Source organism: Chitinophaga sp. YR573 (genome assembly GCF_900110995.1).
Taxonomy (GTDB): Bacteria; Bacteroidota; Bacteroidia; order Chitinophagales; family Chitinophagaceae; genus Chitinophaga.
The window spans coordinates 2,259,092-2,274,817 of the sequence record NZ_FOJF01000001.1 but is presented as its reverse complement, the minus strand read 5'-3'; the positions used below and the strand labels follow the sequence as shown (position 1 = coordinate 2,274,817).

Sequence of the window (15,726 nt, the reverse complement as noted above, 5' to 3'; positions counted from 1 at the left end):
AGAATAAATAAGAAAATGCCGCTGCTATGGCTTATCCTATGGCTTGCTGCAGATCGGCTATCAAGTCTTCAACATCTTCTATACCCACGCTCAGACGGATGAGAGAATCGACAAGACCGTTGCTGATACGTTCTTCGCGGGGAATAGATGCATGTGTCATGCTGGCAGGATGACCTATGAGTGATTCTACTCCACCCAGTGATTCTGCCAGGGAAAAAAGATGAGTACTACTTAGTACTTTGAAGGCTGCCTCCTGGCTATCGTCTTTGAGCGTGAAGGAAATCATACCACCGAAGTCGCGCATCTGTTTTTTGGCAATATGGTGATTGGGATGGTCTTCAAAGCCACACCAGTATACTTTGGCCACTTTAGGATGCTGGCGCAGGAACTTAGCTACAGCAGCGCCGTTTTCGCAATGTCTTTGCATGCGTACGTGCAGTGTTTTGAGTCCGCGGAGGACCAGGAAACAATCCTGTGGGCCGGGAACTGCCCCGCAGCTGTTTTGTATGAAGTAGAGTTGTTTGGCCAGTTCCTCCTCTTTTACGATAAGGGCGCCGTGTACCACATCACTGTGGCCGCCGATATACTTGGTAGCCGAGTGTACTACGATGTCTGCACCCAGGTCCAGTGGATTCTGGAGATAAGGGGAAGCAAAGGTGTTATCTACGGCAAGGAGTATATTATGTTGTTGGGCTATCTGTGCGGTAGCTGCTATATCAATGATGTTCAGCAAAGGGTTGGTAGGAGTTTCTATCCATATCAACCTGGTTTTGGCTGTTACATAGTTTTTAATGTTCTGTGCATCCTGCATATTAATGAACTGGAATTTGATGCCATAGCGTTCAAAAACCTTTGTGAATATGCGATAGGTACCACCGTAGAGGTCATTGGACGCAATTACTTCATCACCCGGGTTCAGGAGTTTCATTACACCGTCTGTAGCAGCAAGGCCACTTCCGAAGGAGATACCGAATTTACCGTTCTCTATGGCAGCGAGGGCGCTCTGTAATGCATCGCGGGTAGGATTTTGTGTACGGGCGTATTCATAGCCTTTATGCTGGCCGGGAGCGCTTTGTACATAAGTGGAAGTTTGAAAAATGGGGGTCATGATGGCCCCGGTAGATGGGTCGGGGGCTACGCCTGCGTGTATTAGTTTAGTTCCCAGCTTCATGCCTGTAAGTATTTAATTTTTAGAAGAATGCGTCAAAGGTACTAATTATGGTATTCCGGCAGCAGCATATTACGCAGAAGGAAATCAGGGATGAATAGTGGAATTTTAATATAAGTATAATTACGTAAGTAAATCAGAACGTAGAAATACGCAGGGAGTGCGGGTTTTTTGTCAGAAATCGCTATTAAATGTTACTACACCTAGTAATTCGCATCACTCACGAACTATTTTAATGACTTGGGCCAATAGCGTAGTATTCCCGCAGTTATTCCTGTTACTTTTGAAAAGGTTTTTCATAGGATATGGTTAAAATTCGTGGGCGGTATTCTTACCACCTTTATTACTAAATGTGCTGATGCTAATGATTCACTTTCATTATAACATCAGCACATTTTTTTTTACTTCTTACCTGTAACTACTTTATCCGACCATTTAACCGGCAATGTAATACTTACAATATCCCAGGCGATAATGAGGTTAGCACCATAAGGCGCTTTTTCAAATACCATTGTAAAGGGATCTACCGGTGTATCCAGTGTGGTTACGGGAAGGTCGGTCCTCACAACATCTTTGCTTTTATCATACTTAAAAGCTCCCCAGATATCTGTATCACGGTTAATAATGAGTGTCCATTTTTTCTCGTCCGGGATGGAATACATGGTATACCTGCCTTTGGGAATGTTTTTACCACCAATGGTAACTGCGCGGTAAAACTCAATTTCTGTGGCTTCGTTGGCGCCAAGGCGATAAATTTCACCATAGGGTTCCAGATCTCCGAAGATCTTTCTTCCTTTTTTCTGCGGACGGCTGTAGATAACGCGGGCTACTAACTGACCGGGTTCGCCTTTTACTTTTACTACATAAGGATACATTACAGGGTAATACGCCATGTCCATAGGACTGGAATCAAGAGGAGGCAGCTTCTTATCTTGTGCGTTTACGAGCATGCCTACTGTAAGGAGCAGCGCTATTAATACTGGTTTTTTCATGGTTTGCTAACAGTTCTTTGTTCGGGTACAAACCTACAACTTAATGCTTAATGCGGAAATGACTCTTTCACGTATGTGATTATTTCGGGGAAGAATGTCCGATAATGAACAGCCAGTTCATCATAATTATCTTCCATTGCAGCAAAAATAGCATCGGCTGTTCCTTCCATGTATTTAGCGCGGCGTACTATTCCGTTTAAACTTTTTAAGATGCCATCTTTTGTTCTGTAATTATATAACCAGTTCTGTGTGCTCATATAATGGAACATCTGTTGAAACCTGGGAGGCAAAATATCATAATGATCATTTAATATCTGATATACCTGTGATGAAAATGTAGCCAGTGAATTTTCTGTGAAGATGGTGTTATCTGTTGCGAGGAAGTGATCGTATACTACATCTATAAATACGGCGCTGTATCTGCCGGATGAAGGTTGGAAATATTCTCTTGCGGCGAGTGTTGCAGGATGCTGATCAGTAAATGTATCTATTGCTCTGTGTATGCGGATGCCTTGCTGAATGCCCTCTTCATATTCCTGCCATCGATTGCCTTTTACAAAATCCGCAATCATATTACCAACGGTTAATGCGGGGTTATTAAAAGACAGATATGCGTGAGCGAGATAATTCATGCATATGAAGTTAACGGCTTTAACAATTACTTAACGTAAAGATTTGAAACATTTTTACTTCTCATGCAACTTATTAATAACAGTGATGTCTTTGATGTGTAAGGTTTGGATAAAAGATTTGACTTTGCCTAAACTAAGAAACAAACATTATTGTTATCATAAAACACTTAAAAGTTTCCGCCATGAAACCTTCTAATTTTTCAATCATGAGTTGCATTAAAAAGACAGTGTTATTTTTAACAGCTGCGCTGTTAAGTACACAATTATTATTTGCAGGTACAAAAGAACTGGAGGCTTCCAGTAAATTAAAAACGGCACTTGACAAAGAGTTCGCAGGTGCTTCTGCTATCAAGTGGTACAGCGATGACAACAAAACGTTCATGGCCAGATTTACGCTGCGTGAACATAGTGTAACTGCATACTTTGATGGTGATGGTAACCTGTTGGCTACACGTCGTTACATCCAGGAAGATCAGTTACCAATGATCGTAGCAAACAAACTGGCTAAACGTTATCCTGACGAACAGATTCGCTGGGTAGTAGAATTCCAGTCTGAAGGAACGCTCGTTTATTATGTTACGCTTGAGAATGCCACCTCCTGGAAAGTGATTAAAGCTACCAGTTCCGGTTCACTGACTGTACACCAAAACATGAAGAAAGCGTAAGCTGTTAGCTCCTGCCACTGTATTGTAGTCCATATTACCGAGGGGGTATTATGGACTATCTTTTTTTTATCAACTTGCTGTAAACGAAGAGAGACAGATCAAATTCCTTACCTTTGGCCCTCTGTTTTGGATTTTAAACTTTTAACGGACATGAATAAAGGGCCTATTTCTCAATTTATCCAGCACCACTACCGCCACTTCAATGCTGCTGCATTGGTGGATGCTGCTAAAGGATATGAGACACATTTACTGGAAGGTGGAAAGATGCTGGTATCTCTTGCCGGTGCTATGAGTACTGCGGAGTTGGGTATTTCTTTCGCGGAAATGATCCGCCAGGGAAAGGTGGATATTATTTCCTGTACAGGTGCTAACCTGGAAGAGGATATAATGAATCTTGTAGCACATACCCATTATAAGAGGGTGCCACATTACCGTGATCTCAGCCCTCAGGAAGAATGGGACCTGCTGCAGGATGGTTTTAACAGGGTTACAGATACCTGTATCCCGGAAGAAGAAGCATTCCGCCGCATCCAGGAACATATCTATAAGATCTGGAAAGATGCTGACGATAAAGGAGAACGTTATCTTCCTCATGAATATATGTACAAACTGCTGCTGAGCGGTGCTATGAAGGAACATTATGAAATTGATCCTAAGAATAGCTGGATGATTGCTGCTGCAGAGCGTAATATTCCTATCATCGTACCAGGATGGGAAGATAGTACCATGGGTAACATCTTTGCTTCTTACTGTATCAAAGGTGAGTTAAAACCTTCTACCATGAAGAGCGGTATCGAATACATGATATGGCTGGCCGACTGGTACCGTAAAAATTCTGCAGGTAAAGGTGTAGGCTTCTTCCAGATTGGTGGTGGTATTGCAGGTGACTTCCCGATTTGCGTAGTGCCTATGATGTACCAGGACCTGGAATGGCATGATGTGCCTTTCTGGAGTTACTTCTGCCAGATTTCGGACTCTACCACTTCTTACGGTTCTTATTCCGGAGCAGTGCCTAATGAGAAGATCACCTGGGGTAAACTGGATATTACCACACCTAAGTTTATTGTTGAATCAGATGCTACTATCGTAGCTCCGTTAATATTTGCTTACCTGCTGGGCTGGTAAGACTTTTGGTTACTTATTTGAAAGGAGAAAAGGCAACTTTTCTCCTTTTTTCGTTTTCTATGAAAAGCGTATATTGTACCCTTATAATATTCCAACAATTATGAAAAATGTTATTCCACTATTAACCGTGGCGGCCGCTGTAAGTTTGAGCGCCTGCCAGTCTGGTACAAAAACCAACAATAATTCCGTAGATAGTATGAGTACCAAACAAGAGAGCCTTTCAATAGAGGCACAGATACCAGCTGCAAAGTTTGACAGCACCATTGACGGCAAACCGGTTAAACTGTATTACCTGAAAGGTAAAGGCGGGGTACAGGCTGCTGTTACAAATTACGGTATCAAGATAGTAGGTTTGCTGGCTCCTGATAAAGAAGGAGTACTGGCTGATGTGGAACTGGGGTATGATAATATTGCAAAATATGTCAGCACCAAAGAAAGATATTATGGCGGTATCGTGGGCCGTTATGGTAACCGTATTGCTAAAGGCAAGTTCAAACTGGACGGTAAAGAATATTCACTGGCTGTGAACAACGGGGTTAATCACCTGCATGGCGGTAAAAAGGGATTCAATGATGTGGTATGGGATGCAGAGCAACCTAATGATCATACATTGAAATTCCATTACAAATCTGTAGATGGTGAAGAAGGTTATCCGGGTAACCTGGATATAACCGTTACTTATGAACTGACAGACAGTAACGAGTTTAAGATCGATTATGAGGCTACTACCGATAAAGCGACTGTAATAAACCTCACCAATCACTCTTTCTTTAACTTAAAAGGTGCTGGTAACGGAGATATTAATGATCATATCATGATGATTAATGCAGACCGTTTCACACCGGTGGACAGTACACTGATCCCAACGGGTAAACTGGAAGCTGTAAAGGGTACTCCAATGGACTTTACAACGCCTGCGGCTATCGGTCAGAGAGTGGGTGATACCAGCTTCCAGCAGATTAAATTCGGTAATGGTTATGATCATAACTATGTGCTGAATAAAAAGGGTAATGAACTTTCCCTTGCAGCTTCTGTACTGGAACCAGTAAGCGGCCGTACATTGGAAGTATGGACAACCGAACCGGGTGTTCAGTTCTATGGTGGTAACTTCCTGAATGGTACTGATACCGGTAAAGAAGGTAAGACCTATGCTTTCCGTGGAGCGTTTTGTTTAGAAACACAACATTTCCCGGATTCTCCAAACGGACATTCTTTCCCTACAGTGGTACTGAAACCCGGAGAAACATACAAGCACACCTGTGTTTACAAGTTTGGTGTTAAGAAATAGTTTTTAAGATGATATTTAAAAGGCCGGCTCTTCATAAAGAGCCGGCCTTTTTTATTGATGTTTCCAGGATCCTTACTGGTATTGATTTCAATAGAAATCCTATATCCCTTCGTCATAGAACCCTCATTCCTTCGGCATTCTTTCGTCATAGGTATATCGTTTGGATATAGGAATGCCGGTAGAATGATATAGGTATGACGAAGGAGCGACGAAGGAATGATGATAGAATGAGCCATCAGAGGGACTCTGGCTTCCTTTTTAAGGCAATAGATACAATAAAGGTTAATTAATCAAAAAAGAGGTCTGATGCAATGCCATCCGCGAAAAGCCGGCCTTCTTTGGTGAGGATTAATATGTCCTGCTCCTTTTTCATCCAGCCTTTATCAATAAATTCTTTTGCTGCATCCTGTAATTGTTGCTGCTTTTCCCTGCCAAACCGTTCGAGTACGGTAGAGAGGTGACAGCCCGCGGAAGTGCGCAGGGATGTCATAATGTATTCATTGAGCATCATAGTAGGGGTCAGTACTTCCCTTTCAAAAGGGATAATACCCTGTTGCAGACTTTTTATATACAAAGCGTTATTGGCCACGTTCCATTGCCGGGAAAGGCCGTTAAAGGAGTGGGCGGAAGGACCTAAGCCCAGATAAGATTGTCCCTGCCAGTAGCTGCTGTTATGCCGGGAATGCCATCCCGGTTTGGCGAGGTTGGATATTTCGTAATGGTCGTAACCGGCCGCGGCCGTCCATTTTATGAGTTGTTCAAAGTGTCTGGCTGCTTTTTCGTTATCAACAGCGGCCATTTTCTTCTTTTTGATGAACTGGTCCAGCGCGGTGCCCGGTTCTACGGTAAGCGCATAACAGGAAAGGTGCGCTACCTGTAACTCGATAGCCTGTTGTACGTTTTGCTGCCAGCCTTCATCGCTGAGGGTAGGTCCGCCGTAAATCAGGTCTATGGAAAGATTATTAAAACCTGCCGCTTGTGCATCTTTAATGCAGGCCAGTGCCTGCCGGCTGTCGTGTGCCCGGTTCATCCATTGGAGATCTGCTTCATGGAAAGACTGGATACCGATACTTAACCTGTTGATGCCTGTAGCGGACAGTTCTTTTAGTTTGGCTGGAGAGAGATCGTCCGGGTTGGCTTCGAGGGTAATTTCTGCATTCTTTTCTATTTTGAAGAGGGAATGCAGTTTATCCATCAAAAGATTTAATTCTTCTGCTGTTAAAAGGCTGGGTGTACCACCACCAAAGTAGATACTGCTGATGGATTGCCCTGCCAGATAGCCCTGTTGCAGGACCATTTCCTGCAGCAATTGCTGCACCAGCAGGGATTGTTGCTCTCTTGTGGTGGAAAAGTGGAAGTTACAGTAGTAACAAGCCTGCTTACAAAAGGGAATATGAAGATAAATACCTGCCATTGTTGTTAAGTAGTCGATAGTCAAAGACTGTGGACTATTTTTATATCTTTGCAAACATCGAAATTACAGCATTAAAAAATATTCCTGGTGCGAAGGTGGTTATTGTTCCTGTTCATTTTACCCTGTTTACGTTTGGCGGCACAAACGGATAGTGGCGTGCAGTCGCTGCCGGTAAAGCAAACGGCTATTCACCGGGACTCTGTTCCGGTAAAGAAAAAAGCACCGGCTGTTCGTAAGGATACGCTGTTACATGCCACTTCTGCTATTCGCAAAGACAGCGTACGGCATACGGCGGCCCCGGCTATTGCTGTTCATAAGGACAGTTTATTGCAGGTACCGGTTGATAGTGCAGTAGTGGTGGCACCGAAGGTATCGGAGTATGATGTGTACATGAAGGAGCTGGTGGCCAAAAATGTATTTTTAAAGGTGAACAAGCCGAGGCGACTTGATGTGAACCCGTTACGTCATTACAGGGACCTGGACTGGCTGGTGTACACGATGGGCGGTATTGTGCTGTTGCTGGGCATTATACGGCTGAGTTATCTGAAATATTTTACCGACCTGTTCCGGGCATTTTTGAATCCTACTTTAAGTCAGCGTCAGCTGAAGGACCAGTTATCCCAATCTCCTTTTCCGAATTTCCTGTTGAATGCTTTTTTTGTGATCAGCCTGGCATTATACATTTACCTGCTGATGTTCCGTGAGCAGTATATCACTAATACGAGCAATGCCTGGATGGTGATTCCGGGGTTAATTGTGCTGGTGGCGATTGTTTACAGTGTTAAATATCTGATGTTGCGTTTTTGTGGATGGTTGTTTGGAAGTATTGAGCTAGCGGATTCATATATCTTCATTTTATATCTGATTAACAAGGTGTTAGGCATTCTGCTGGTGCCATTCCTTGTGATACTGGCGTTTTGCCAGCCGGATGTAGCGCGTGCTTTTCTCTACATTTCGATCTTTTTTATAGTTTTGCTGGTAGCGTACAGGTATATCCGGTCTTACTCTGTGGTAAAACAATACTTATCTTTCAGCAGATTACATTTTTTTCTTTACCTTTGCGCATTCGAAGTAGCGCCGGTTTTAATAATAACTAAGGTGTTGCTGGTCTGGTTAACTGGTAGTCCTGGTAGTCACTAACAAACTGCCTATTGTTAACACAAGAGCAAAAAAAAGTATGATTAAAGGCGGGCCAAAAAAAGATTTGCAGACAAAACAGATTCAGTCAATTCTAATTTCCCAACCTAAACCTGAAACAGAAAAATCACCTTACTTTGAACTAGCAAAGAAATTCAATGTTAAATTGGATTTTCATCCGTTTATAAGGGTTGAGGGACTGTCCGCAAAAGACTTCAGGAAACAGAAGATTGACATACCAAATTTTACGGCGGTTATTTTTACCAGCCGTAATTCTGTTGACCATTTCTTCAGGATCTGTGAAGAAATGAAGATCAAGGTTTCTCAGGACTGCAAGTACTTTTGTATTACAGAAGCGATTGCATTGTATCTCCAGAAATTTATCCTTTACCGTAAGCGTAAGGTATTTTATGGGGCTGATGGTTCTACCAAAAGTCTCCTGGAAGTGATGAACAAGCATCGGGACAATGAGAAGTTCCTGTTTCCAAGTTCAGACAGTCAGAAGAAGGATATTGAAGAATGGCTGAAAACATACAAATGTGAGTATGCTACTGCTACCCTTTACAAGACGGTTTCGAATGATGTAAAGGCAGTGATGGCGGAGCATGCGTATGACATGATCGTGTTTTTCAGTCCTTATGGTGTGAAATCACTTTTTGAAAACATGCCGGAATTTGAACAGAACGGAACGAGGATAGGTGCGTTTGGTCCCACTACTTCTGCCGCTGTGGAAGAAGCTGGTTTACGTCTTGATCTGAAGGCGCCGGTACCTCAGGCACCCTCTATGCCTGCTGCCCTTGAGCAGTACCTTACCCTGATCAATAAAAAATAACACTAAAAAGATATAAATAACTTGTTTGAGGGGGACAGCATAAGCTGTCCCTTTCTTATATTTGAGATACAAAGCGTTACGACAACCAAATCCTAATTTAAGAAATTGAACAGACTTGCGAATGAAACCAGTCCTTACCTTATGCAACATGCGCATAACCCGGTAGATTGGTATCCATGGGGGGAAGAAGCACTGCAAAGAGCATTACAGGAAGATAAACCTATATTAGTGAGCATTGGCTATGCGGCCTGCCACTGGTGTCATGTGATGGAGCGTGAGAGTTTTGAGGATATCGAAACCGCCCGGATCATGAACGAACATTTCATTAACATCAAGATAGACAGGGAAGAACGTCCGGACCTTGACCATATTTATATGGATGCGGTACAGGCTATGACGGGTTCCGGCGGCTGGCCGCTGAATGTGTTTCTTACACCAGGGAAACATCCTTTTTACGGAGGTACTTATTTTCCGCCGGTGAAAGCCTATAACCGTCCTTCCTGGAAGGATGTGCTGCTGGCATTGTCCCAGGCGTTTAAGGAACGCAGGGAAGATATTGAGACACAGGCAGATAATATGACGGCGCACCTGATGCAGGCGTCCCGTTTTGGCTCCAATGCCGCTCCTGCTCTGCTGGTCCCACACGATGAATTGTTTACGCGGATGCAATGTGATATTATGTATCAGAACATTATGCAGCAGGCGGACACGGAGTGGGGTGGGTTTGGGAATGCACCTAAGTTTCCCGGTACATTTATTATACAATCTCTTTTAAGGTATCACCATAGTTTTAAAGTGCCGGAAGCACTGGACCAGGCATTGTTATCCCTGGATAAGATGCTGCAGGGAGGTATTTATGATCAGCTGGGTGGCGGATTTTCCCGTTACAGCACAGATAGTCAATGGCTGGCCCCTCACTTTGAGAAGATGCTGTATGATAATGCGTTGCTTGTGGATGTGCTGAGTGAAGCTTATCAACTGACAGGCAACCGTATATATGCACAGACTATTGCAGAGACGCTGAGTTTCGTGCAGCGGGAGCTGACAGATGCCGGCGGCGCTTTTTATGCGGCGCTGGATGCTGATTCAGAAGGGGTTGAAGGGAAATTTTATACATGGAGTAAGGAAGAGATCGATCGCGTGTTAGGAGCAGATGCGGCTATTTTCTGTGAATTTTATGATGTAACTGAGGAAGGTAACTGGGAAGAGCAGAATATTTTAAGGATACTGCAACCGGCAGCAGCATTTGCAGCCGCTAAAGGGCTGGATGAAGGAGAGTTGAACCGGAAGCTGGCTGATGGCAGGGAAAAGCTGATGGCAGTAAGGGATGGGCGGATTCGTCCGGCACTGGATGATAAGATATTGCTGGGCTGGAATGCGTTGATGATACATGCCTGTTGTAAGGCATATGCGGCATTGGGAAGCGAGTTGTACAGCGAGATGGCGGTAAATGCGGCAAATTTTTGCATAGATAACATGCAACATGTTGATAAACAGTCTTTTTATCATACATTTAAATCCGGAAAAGCGAAATATCCGGCATTTTTGGATGATTATGCCTATCTGATAAAGGCGTTTATCGCGTTACAGGAAGTGACAGGAGAATTCAGCTGGCTGGAAAAAGCGGCTAAACTGACTGAATATGTGCTCAGTAACTTCTCAGATGAAACAAATTTATTTTTTTATTATACTGAAGAAGGCCAACAGGACGTTATTGTACGTAAGAAAGAGGTGTATGATGGCGCTACGCCTAGTGGAAATGCAGTGATGGCAGCAAATATCCGTTACCTGTCTATCGTTTATGACAGGAAGGAGTGGGAAGAAAGGGCGATGAGGATGATTTTTGAACAGTCTCAGTCGGTGGTAAGATATCCGACTTCTTTCGGGATCTGGGGCGGGCTGATGTTGCAGGAAGTAAGGGGTGTAAAGGAGATAGCGGTGGTAGGGGTTGATTACAGGGCTAAAATGATAGAAACAGGCAGGCGGTATATACCATTTAAAGTATTACTGGGAGCGGAAAAAGATAAAAAGGGAGTGCCTTTACTGGAGCAGAGGGAGCAGATGGGTAAAACCTGGATCTATGTGTGTGAAAATTATCATTGTATTAAGCCGGTAAGTGATATAGAGGAAATTTTTAATTTAATATAATTATTATGTATCTTGCATGACCATATCTGTCTGGCAGAAACATAAAAATGATTCGAAGAAGATATAATAAAATGTTAAAAAACACGTTTATTTTAATTGTCACGGTTCTCCATTCAGAGATGAAAAAGTTGGGTGAAAACTAACTACGGATTAAAATAAATCGTTACATTTGTTATCTTACATTAAATTAGAGCAGGTGAATGAGGGGAAAGTGCTGACTTGAATTATTAACACCTGATCATAGGGAAAGATATTTTTGAGTGAAACCAACGAGTAAAATAACCGGTAATTTCTGAAGTGACTATTTAAAAAAGCTTTAGAGCGCTTGTGAATGGCTGGTTGGTGATTCGGCCATTTTTAAGAAAAAAGCGACACCCATAGCGTCATTGTGGCCAATGAAGCTATGTCGCCTACGAAATAAATGATTTTCAATGAAAGCTACCCTTATGAAGCTTAATTTATCAAGTGGTCTGTTAGCAGTATTGCTGGTTAGCCTGCTCGCCAGCTGCGGTGGTAGTAAAACCCCCAAAAATGCACAAGGACAACTCATTGGAGTTAGTCCCAGACCGAAGTATTTCCCGCCTGTACCTTATGGAATGGTATACGTACCCTCGGGTACCTTTCACATGGGCCCTAGCGATGAGGATTTGAACTATGCCTACACTGCGCGTAACAAGTCTGTTTCTATTTCCGGCTTCTATATGGATGCTACGGAGATAACGAACAATGAGTACAGGCAGTTTGTACAATGGGTTACAGATTCTATTGCCCACATTTTACTGGGTGATGTAAAGAGTGATGGTGGCCAGGATGTGATTGACTGGAAGAAGAAGATTAATTATAAGGATAAATCCACCATAGAGAAACTGGAAGGTATGACTTATGCTCCGGAAGACCGTTTATACGGAAGGAAGGAATTTGATGTGCATAAGCTGGTGTACCATTCAGAAACTTTTAACTGGGAGCAGGCCAAGAGGCGTGAAAACGCTAACAAGTCACGTTCCAAGTTCATTGTAAAGAAGGATGTAGCTATCTATCCGGACACATTGTGCTGGATCAGGGACTTCTCCTACGCTTATAATGAGCCAATGACGAGGATGTACTTCTGGCACCCGGCATTTGACAATTATCCTGTGGTAGGTGTAACCTGGCACCAGGCGAATGCTTTTGCTGAGTGGCGTAGTAAGTTCTGGGAAGACTACCGTTTATCCAAGAACCTGTTCACTGAAGATAAGTTCCAGTTGCCTTCTGAAGCACAATGGGAATATGCAGCACGTGGCGGAAGAGAGCAATCTCCTTATCCATGGGGTGGTTATTACCTGAGAAACAAGAAAGGTTGTTTACTGGCTAACTTCAAACCAGGCCGTGGTAACTATCCTGAAGATGGTGGTTTCTACACTGTAAGGGCAGATGCTTACTGGCCTAATGATTATGGCTTGTACAACATGTCTGGTAACGTAGCTGAGTGGACACAGGATATCTTTTATGAAAATGCATATTCATTTACATCAGATATGAACCCTTATCTGCGTATGGACATACCAGATGATGCAGCTCCTAAAATGAAGCGTAAATCAGTAAGAGGCGGATCATGGAAAGACATTGGTTATTTCCTGCAAACAGGTACCAGGTCCTATGAGTATCAGGATAGTGCTAAATCATATATCGGTTTCAGATGTACGATTGCGTTCCTGAGCAGGTCTAAGAATGATTTCGGTCATAAGAAATAAATAAGAGGAAGTAAAGAAGCAGCCATTACGGATTAAGATGAGTAAGATAGCCATAAGGATCGAAGAGCCGGGGATAGTTTTCCGGAGTGCCTTTGGGACGGGCATGTGTGGTGTTAAACAATTAAATAATGTTTAGATGAGAAACCGTATGATGATGTGCATTGAGCGTAATCCGCTATTTATCATTGAGCAAGAACTATTCCATAACAATTTAACCTTTAACACTTTAACTAGTAAATTTTGACCTATGGCTATGAATCCTACTACATCGAAATGGCTGAATTTCTTTGTTTGTATTGCGGCATCTGTAGTAATTATCGGAGCGCTGTTTAAATTACAACACTGGCCAGGCGCAGATATTGCCCTGATCGTTGGTTTGAGTACTGAAGCTCTTATCTTCTTTGTTTATGCATTTGTACCGGACAGCGGTGGAGAACATGGTGAAGCAGTTGTGATGGCTGGTGGAAGCCCTGCATTAGCTGGCCTCGACAAAATGCTGGAACAAGCTGACATTACTCCAGTTAGTCTGCAACGTTTAAGCGAGAACTTTCAGAAATTAGGTACTACAGTAGACAAAATGAGAGATATCAGTGATGTTGTTGCTGCAACCGGCGACTACACACAGAAAACAAGAGAAGCTGCGAGCGCTATCGGTAATGTAGCTCACGCTTACACTACTGCAGCAGCTGCTGTATCTTCCTTCAGTAATGCTTCTGAATCAACCAGAAGTTTCCATGAGCAGATGCAGGGTATGACCAAGAATCTGGCTTCCCTGAATGCTATATATGAGTTAGAGCTGCAGGACACTAACAATCACCTGAAAGCAATGAACAATTTCTACGGAAATCTGCTGACTGTTTCTCAGGCTATGACCAGCAGCGTCGATGATGCGCGCAAAACACAGGATCAAATTTCTAAACTGGCACAAAACCTGACAAGCCTGAACACTGTTTACGGAAACATGCTCAGTGCTATGCACAGCGCCAGATAAGGTAACGCTGATAGTTTTTGAAGTAACAACAGACAATCATTCAAATCTGAGAACAAACTATGGCACTACCAAAGGATCCCAGGCAGAAGATGATCAATATCATGTATCTGGTCTTGACGGCCATGCTGGCATTGAACGTCTCTGCTGAAATACTGAACGCATTTAATATCGTAAATAACTCAATTATAACTTCGAACGGTTCTATTACCGATAAAAACAATATCACCTACGCACAGTTCGACAATCAAATGAAGACTGATGCGGAAAAAACCAAGCCTTTCAGAGATAAGGCTGAGGAGGTGAAAAAAGTTTCCGCTGAAATGTTTGTCTACCTCGATACACTGAAGGAGACTATCATCAGGGAAAGTGGTGGACGTAATGAATATGGCGATGTAAAAAGTAAGGATAACCTGGATGCTCCTACCCGTGTAATGGAGAACCGCAAACAGGGCCCTGAACTGGAAAAACGTCTGACAGAATTGCGCGCTAAGCTGCTGACTTTCGTTGATCCTAAACAAAGAGCAAGTTTCGAAAAAACATTACCACTGCACGTTGAAATCGGTAAATCAAATGGTGGCGAACATGGTCCTAAAAACAAGACCTGGACTCAATACCACTTTAACATGGTTCCAACCATCGCAGCGGTAACCATTCTGAGTAAATTCCAGAATGATATCAAAAACTCTGAGTCTTTAATCATTGATGATCTGTTAGCTCAGATTGGTAAAAATGATTTCAAATTCGATAAGATCAGACCATTCGTTTCTTTGAACTCAAAGAACCTGATGGAAGGTCAGACTTTAACAGCTCAGATCGCAGTAGGTGCTTACAGCAGTACTGTTAATCCTGAGATCGTTGTAAACGGTTCTTCTGTTACAGCTTCTGAAGGTCTGGGTACTTTTACAATGCCTGTTAGCGGTATCGGTGAAAAAACGATCTCTGGTACAGTAACATTGAAAAAACCAAACGGTGAAGCTGAAGCTTATCCTTTCAGTGAAACATACAGTGTAGGAGCTTCAACAACTTCTATCTCTGCAGATAAGATGAACGTATTGTACATCGGATTATCGAACCCAATCTCTGTATCTGCAGGTGGTGTTCCGACTGAAAAAGTATCTGCCAGTATTTCTGGTGGTAGCCTCAGCAGAACAGGTGCCGGTCAGTATGCCGCAATCGTAAATACTCCTGGTAAAGCTACCATCAGTGTAAGTGCGGATATCGATGGTAAAGTAAAGACACTGGGATCGAAAGAATTCCGTATCAAGTACGTACCAGATCCGGTATTGAAAGTAGGTCTCAGCAAAGGGCCTTCTATGAAAGCGGCAGAATTCAAAGTACAGGGTGGTTTACGTGCTGACCTGGAAGACTTCCTTTTTGAAGGTGTGAGATATGAGATTGTTAGTTACCGTATTGGTATCGATGCAACAGGTAAGGATTACGTGGAAGGTGACGCACACAATGCATATTTCCCACCTAGTGTAATGGGTGCTATCCGTTCATTAAGAGCAGGAGATATCGTGTATTTTGATAACGTACGTGTGAAAGGGCCGGAAGGCAAAGTGAGAGATATGAGTAATATCAAATTCAATATTAACTAATATTAT

General features: G+C 42.9%; 13 protein-coding genes. 9 read left to right on the top strand and 4 right to left on the bottom strand.

Annotated features, from left to right (window positions below; genetic code table 11):
* Positions 1–31: 31 nt before the first annotated feature.
* The 3 genes from BMW86_RS09505 to BMW86_RS09495 all read right to left on the bottom strand — a co-directional run bounded on the left by BMW86_RS09505 (position 32) and on the right by BMW86_RS09495 (position 2,792).
* Positions 32–1,171 (bottom strand): cystathionine gamma-synthase, encoded by a 1,140-nt coding sequence (locus BMW86_RS09505; RefSeq protein ID WP_089781219.1) that lies wholly within the window; start codon positions 1,169–1,171, stop codon positions 32–34.
* A 398-nt stretch (positions 1,172–1,569) separates the two neighbouring features.
* A complete protein-coding gene (locus BMW86_RS09500; RefSeq protein WP_089781216.1) occupies positions 1,570–2,160 on the bottom strand; it encodes a DUF2911 domain-containing protein in 591 nt (196 codons plus the stop codon).
* 47 nt (positions 2,161–2,207) lie between these two features.
* Positions 2,208–2,792, bottom strand: coding sequence for an acyl carrier protein phosphodiesterase (locus BMW86_RS09495; protein ID WP_089781215.1), 585 nt, complete (start codon positions 2,790–2,792; stop codon positions 2,208–2,210).
* A gap of 206 nt (positions 2,793–2,998) precedes the next feature.
* Here BMW86_RS09495 and BMW86_RS09490 point away from each other — a divergent pair, with 206 nt between their 5' ends.
* From BMW86_RS09490 to BMW86_RS09480, 3 genes are all read left to right on the top strand, one after another.
* On the top strand, positions 2,999–3,457 hold the full coding sequence (locus BMW86_RS09490) for a hypothetical protein (RefSeq protein WP_143056536.1): 459 nt from the start codon (positions 2,999–3,001) through the stop codon (positions 3,455–3,457).
* Between the two features lie 150 nt (positions 3,458–3,607).
* Positions 3,608–4,582 carry a deoxyhypusine synthase family protein gene (locus BMW86_RS09485; RefSeq protein WP_089781211.1) on the top strand — a complete coding sequence of 325 codons (975 nt, stop codon included), beginning with the start codon at positions 3,608–3,610 and terminating at the stop codon, positions 4,580–4,582.
* A 100-nt stretch (positions 4,583–4,682) separates the two neighbouring features.
* Positions 4,683–5,870, top strand: a complete 1,188-nt coding sequence (locus BMW86_RS09480; protein WP_089783619.1) for an aldose epimerase family protein — start codon at positions 4,683–4,685, stop codon at positions 5,868–5,870.
* Positions 5,871–6,156: 286 nt separating this feature from the next.
* Here BMW86_RS09480 and hemW read toward each other — a convergent pair whose 3' ends face one another.
* Positions 6,157–7,338, bottom strand: a complete 1,182-nt coding sequence (gene hemW, locus BMW86_RS09475; RefSeq protein ID WP_255372889.1) for a radical SAM family heme chaperone HemW — start codon at positions 7,336–7,338, stop codon at positions 6,157–6,159.
* A 33-nt stretch (positions 7,339–7,371) separates the two neighbouring features.
* Between hemW and BMW86_RS09470 the strand changes: the two genes are divergently transcribed.
* The 6 genes from BMW86_RS09470 to gldM all read left to right on the top strand — a co-directional run bounded on the left by BMW86_RS09470 (position 7,372) and on the right by gldM (position 15,720).
* A complete protein-coding gene (locus BMW86_RS09470; RefSeq protein WP_143056535.1) occupies positions 7,372–8,424 on the top strand; it encodes a DUF4271 domain-containing protein in 1,053 nt (350 codons plus the stop codon).
* Positions 8,425–8,461: 37 nt separating this feature from the next.
* Positions 8,462–9,253 (top strand): uroporphyrinogen-III synthase, encoded by a 792-nt coding sequence (locus tag BMW86_RS09465; protein ID WP_089781205.1) that lies wholly within the window; start codon positions 8,462–8,464, stop codon positions 9,251–9,253.
* A gap of 105 nt (positions 9,254–9,358) precedes the next feature.
* The gene (locus BMW86_RS09460) at positions 9,359–11,401 is read left to right on the top strand and encodes a thioredoxin domain-containing protein (protein ID WP_089781203.1); all 2,043 of its coding nucleotides are present in this window, start codon (positions 9,359–9,361) and stop codon (positions 11,399–11,401) included.
* Between the two features lie 446 nt (positions 11,402–11,847).
* The gene (locus BMW86_RS09455) at positions 11,848–13,131 is read left to right on the top strand and encodes a T9SS ring complex lipoprotein PorK/GldK (RefSeq protein ID WP_089783618.1); all 1,284 of its coding nucleotides are present in this window, start codon (positions 11,848–11,850) and stop codon (positions 13,129–13,131) included.
* A 247-nt stretch (positions 13,132–13,378) separates the two neighbouring features.
* Complete coding sequence (gldL, locus tag BMW86_RS09450; RefSeq protein WP_089781201.1) at positions 13,379–14,122, top strand: type IX secretion system motor protein PorL/GldL; 744 nt, start codon at positions 13,379–13,381, stop codon at positions 14,120–14,122.
* 59 nt (positions 14,123–14,181) lie between these two features.
* The gene (gene gldM, locus BMW86_RS09445; RefSeq protein WP_089781199.1) at positions 14,182–15,720 is read left to right on the top strand and encodes a type IX secretion system motor protein PorM/GldM; all 1,539 of its coding nucleotides are present in this window, start codon (positions 14,182–14,184) and stop codon (positions 15,718–15,720) included.
* The last annotated feature ends 6 nt before the right edge of the window (positions 15,721–15,726 follow it).

What these genes read in the sequence shown, in the direction of transcription:
- BMW86_RS09505 (WP_089781219.1), bottom strand. Translation starts at nt 1,171, where the DNA reads ATGAAGCTGGGAACTAAACTAATACACGCAGGCGTAGCCCCCGACCCA.
- BMW86_RS09500 (WP_089781216.1), bottom strand. Translation starts at nt 2,160, where the DNA reads ATGAAAAAACCAGTATTAATAGCGCTGCTCCTTACAGTAGGCATGCTC.
- BMW86_RS09495 (WP_089781215.1), bottom strand. Translation starts at nt 2,792, where the DNA reads ATGAATTATCTCGCTCACGCATATCTGTCTTTTAATAACCCCGCATTA.
- BMW86_RS09490 (WP_143056536.1), top strand. Translation starts at nt 2,999, where the DNA reads ATGAGTTGCATTAAAAAGACAGTGTTATTTTTAACAGCTGCGCTGTTA.
- BMW86_RS09485 (WP_089781211.1), top strand. Translation starts at nt 3,608, where the DNA reads ATGAATAAAGGGCCTATTTCTCAATTTATCCAGCACCACTACCGCCAC.
- BMW86_RS09480 (WP_089783619.1), top strand. Translation starts at nt 4,683, where the DNA reads ATGAAAAATGTTATTCCACTATTAACCGTGGCGGCCGCTGTAAGTTTG.
- BMW86_RS09465 (WP_089781205.1), top strand. Translation starts at nt 8,462, where the DNA reads ATGATTAAAGGCGGGCCAAAAAAAGATTTGCAGACAAAACAGATTCAG.
- BMW86_RS09455 (WP_089783618.1), top strand. Translation starts at nt 11,848, where the DNA reads ATGAAGCTTAATTTATCAAGTGGTCTGTTAGCAGTATTGCTGGTTAGC.
- gldL (WP_089781201.1), top strand. Translation starts at nt 13,379, where the DNA reads ATGGCTATGAATCCTACTACATCGAAATGGCTGAATTTCTTTGTTTGT.
- gldM (WP_089781199.1), top strand. Translation starts at nt 14,182, where the DNA reads ATGGCACTACCAAAGGATCCCAGGCAGAAGATGATCAATATCATGTAT.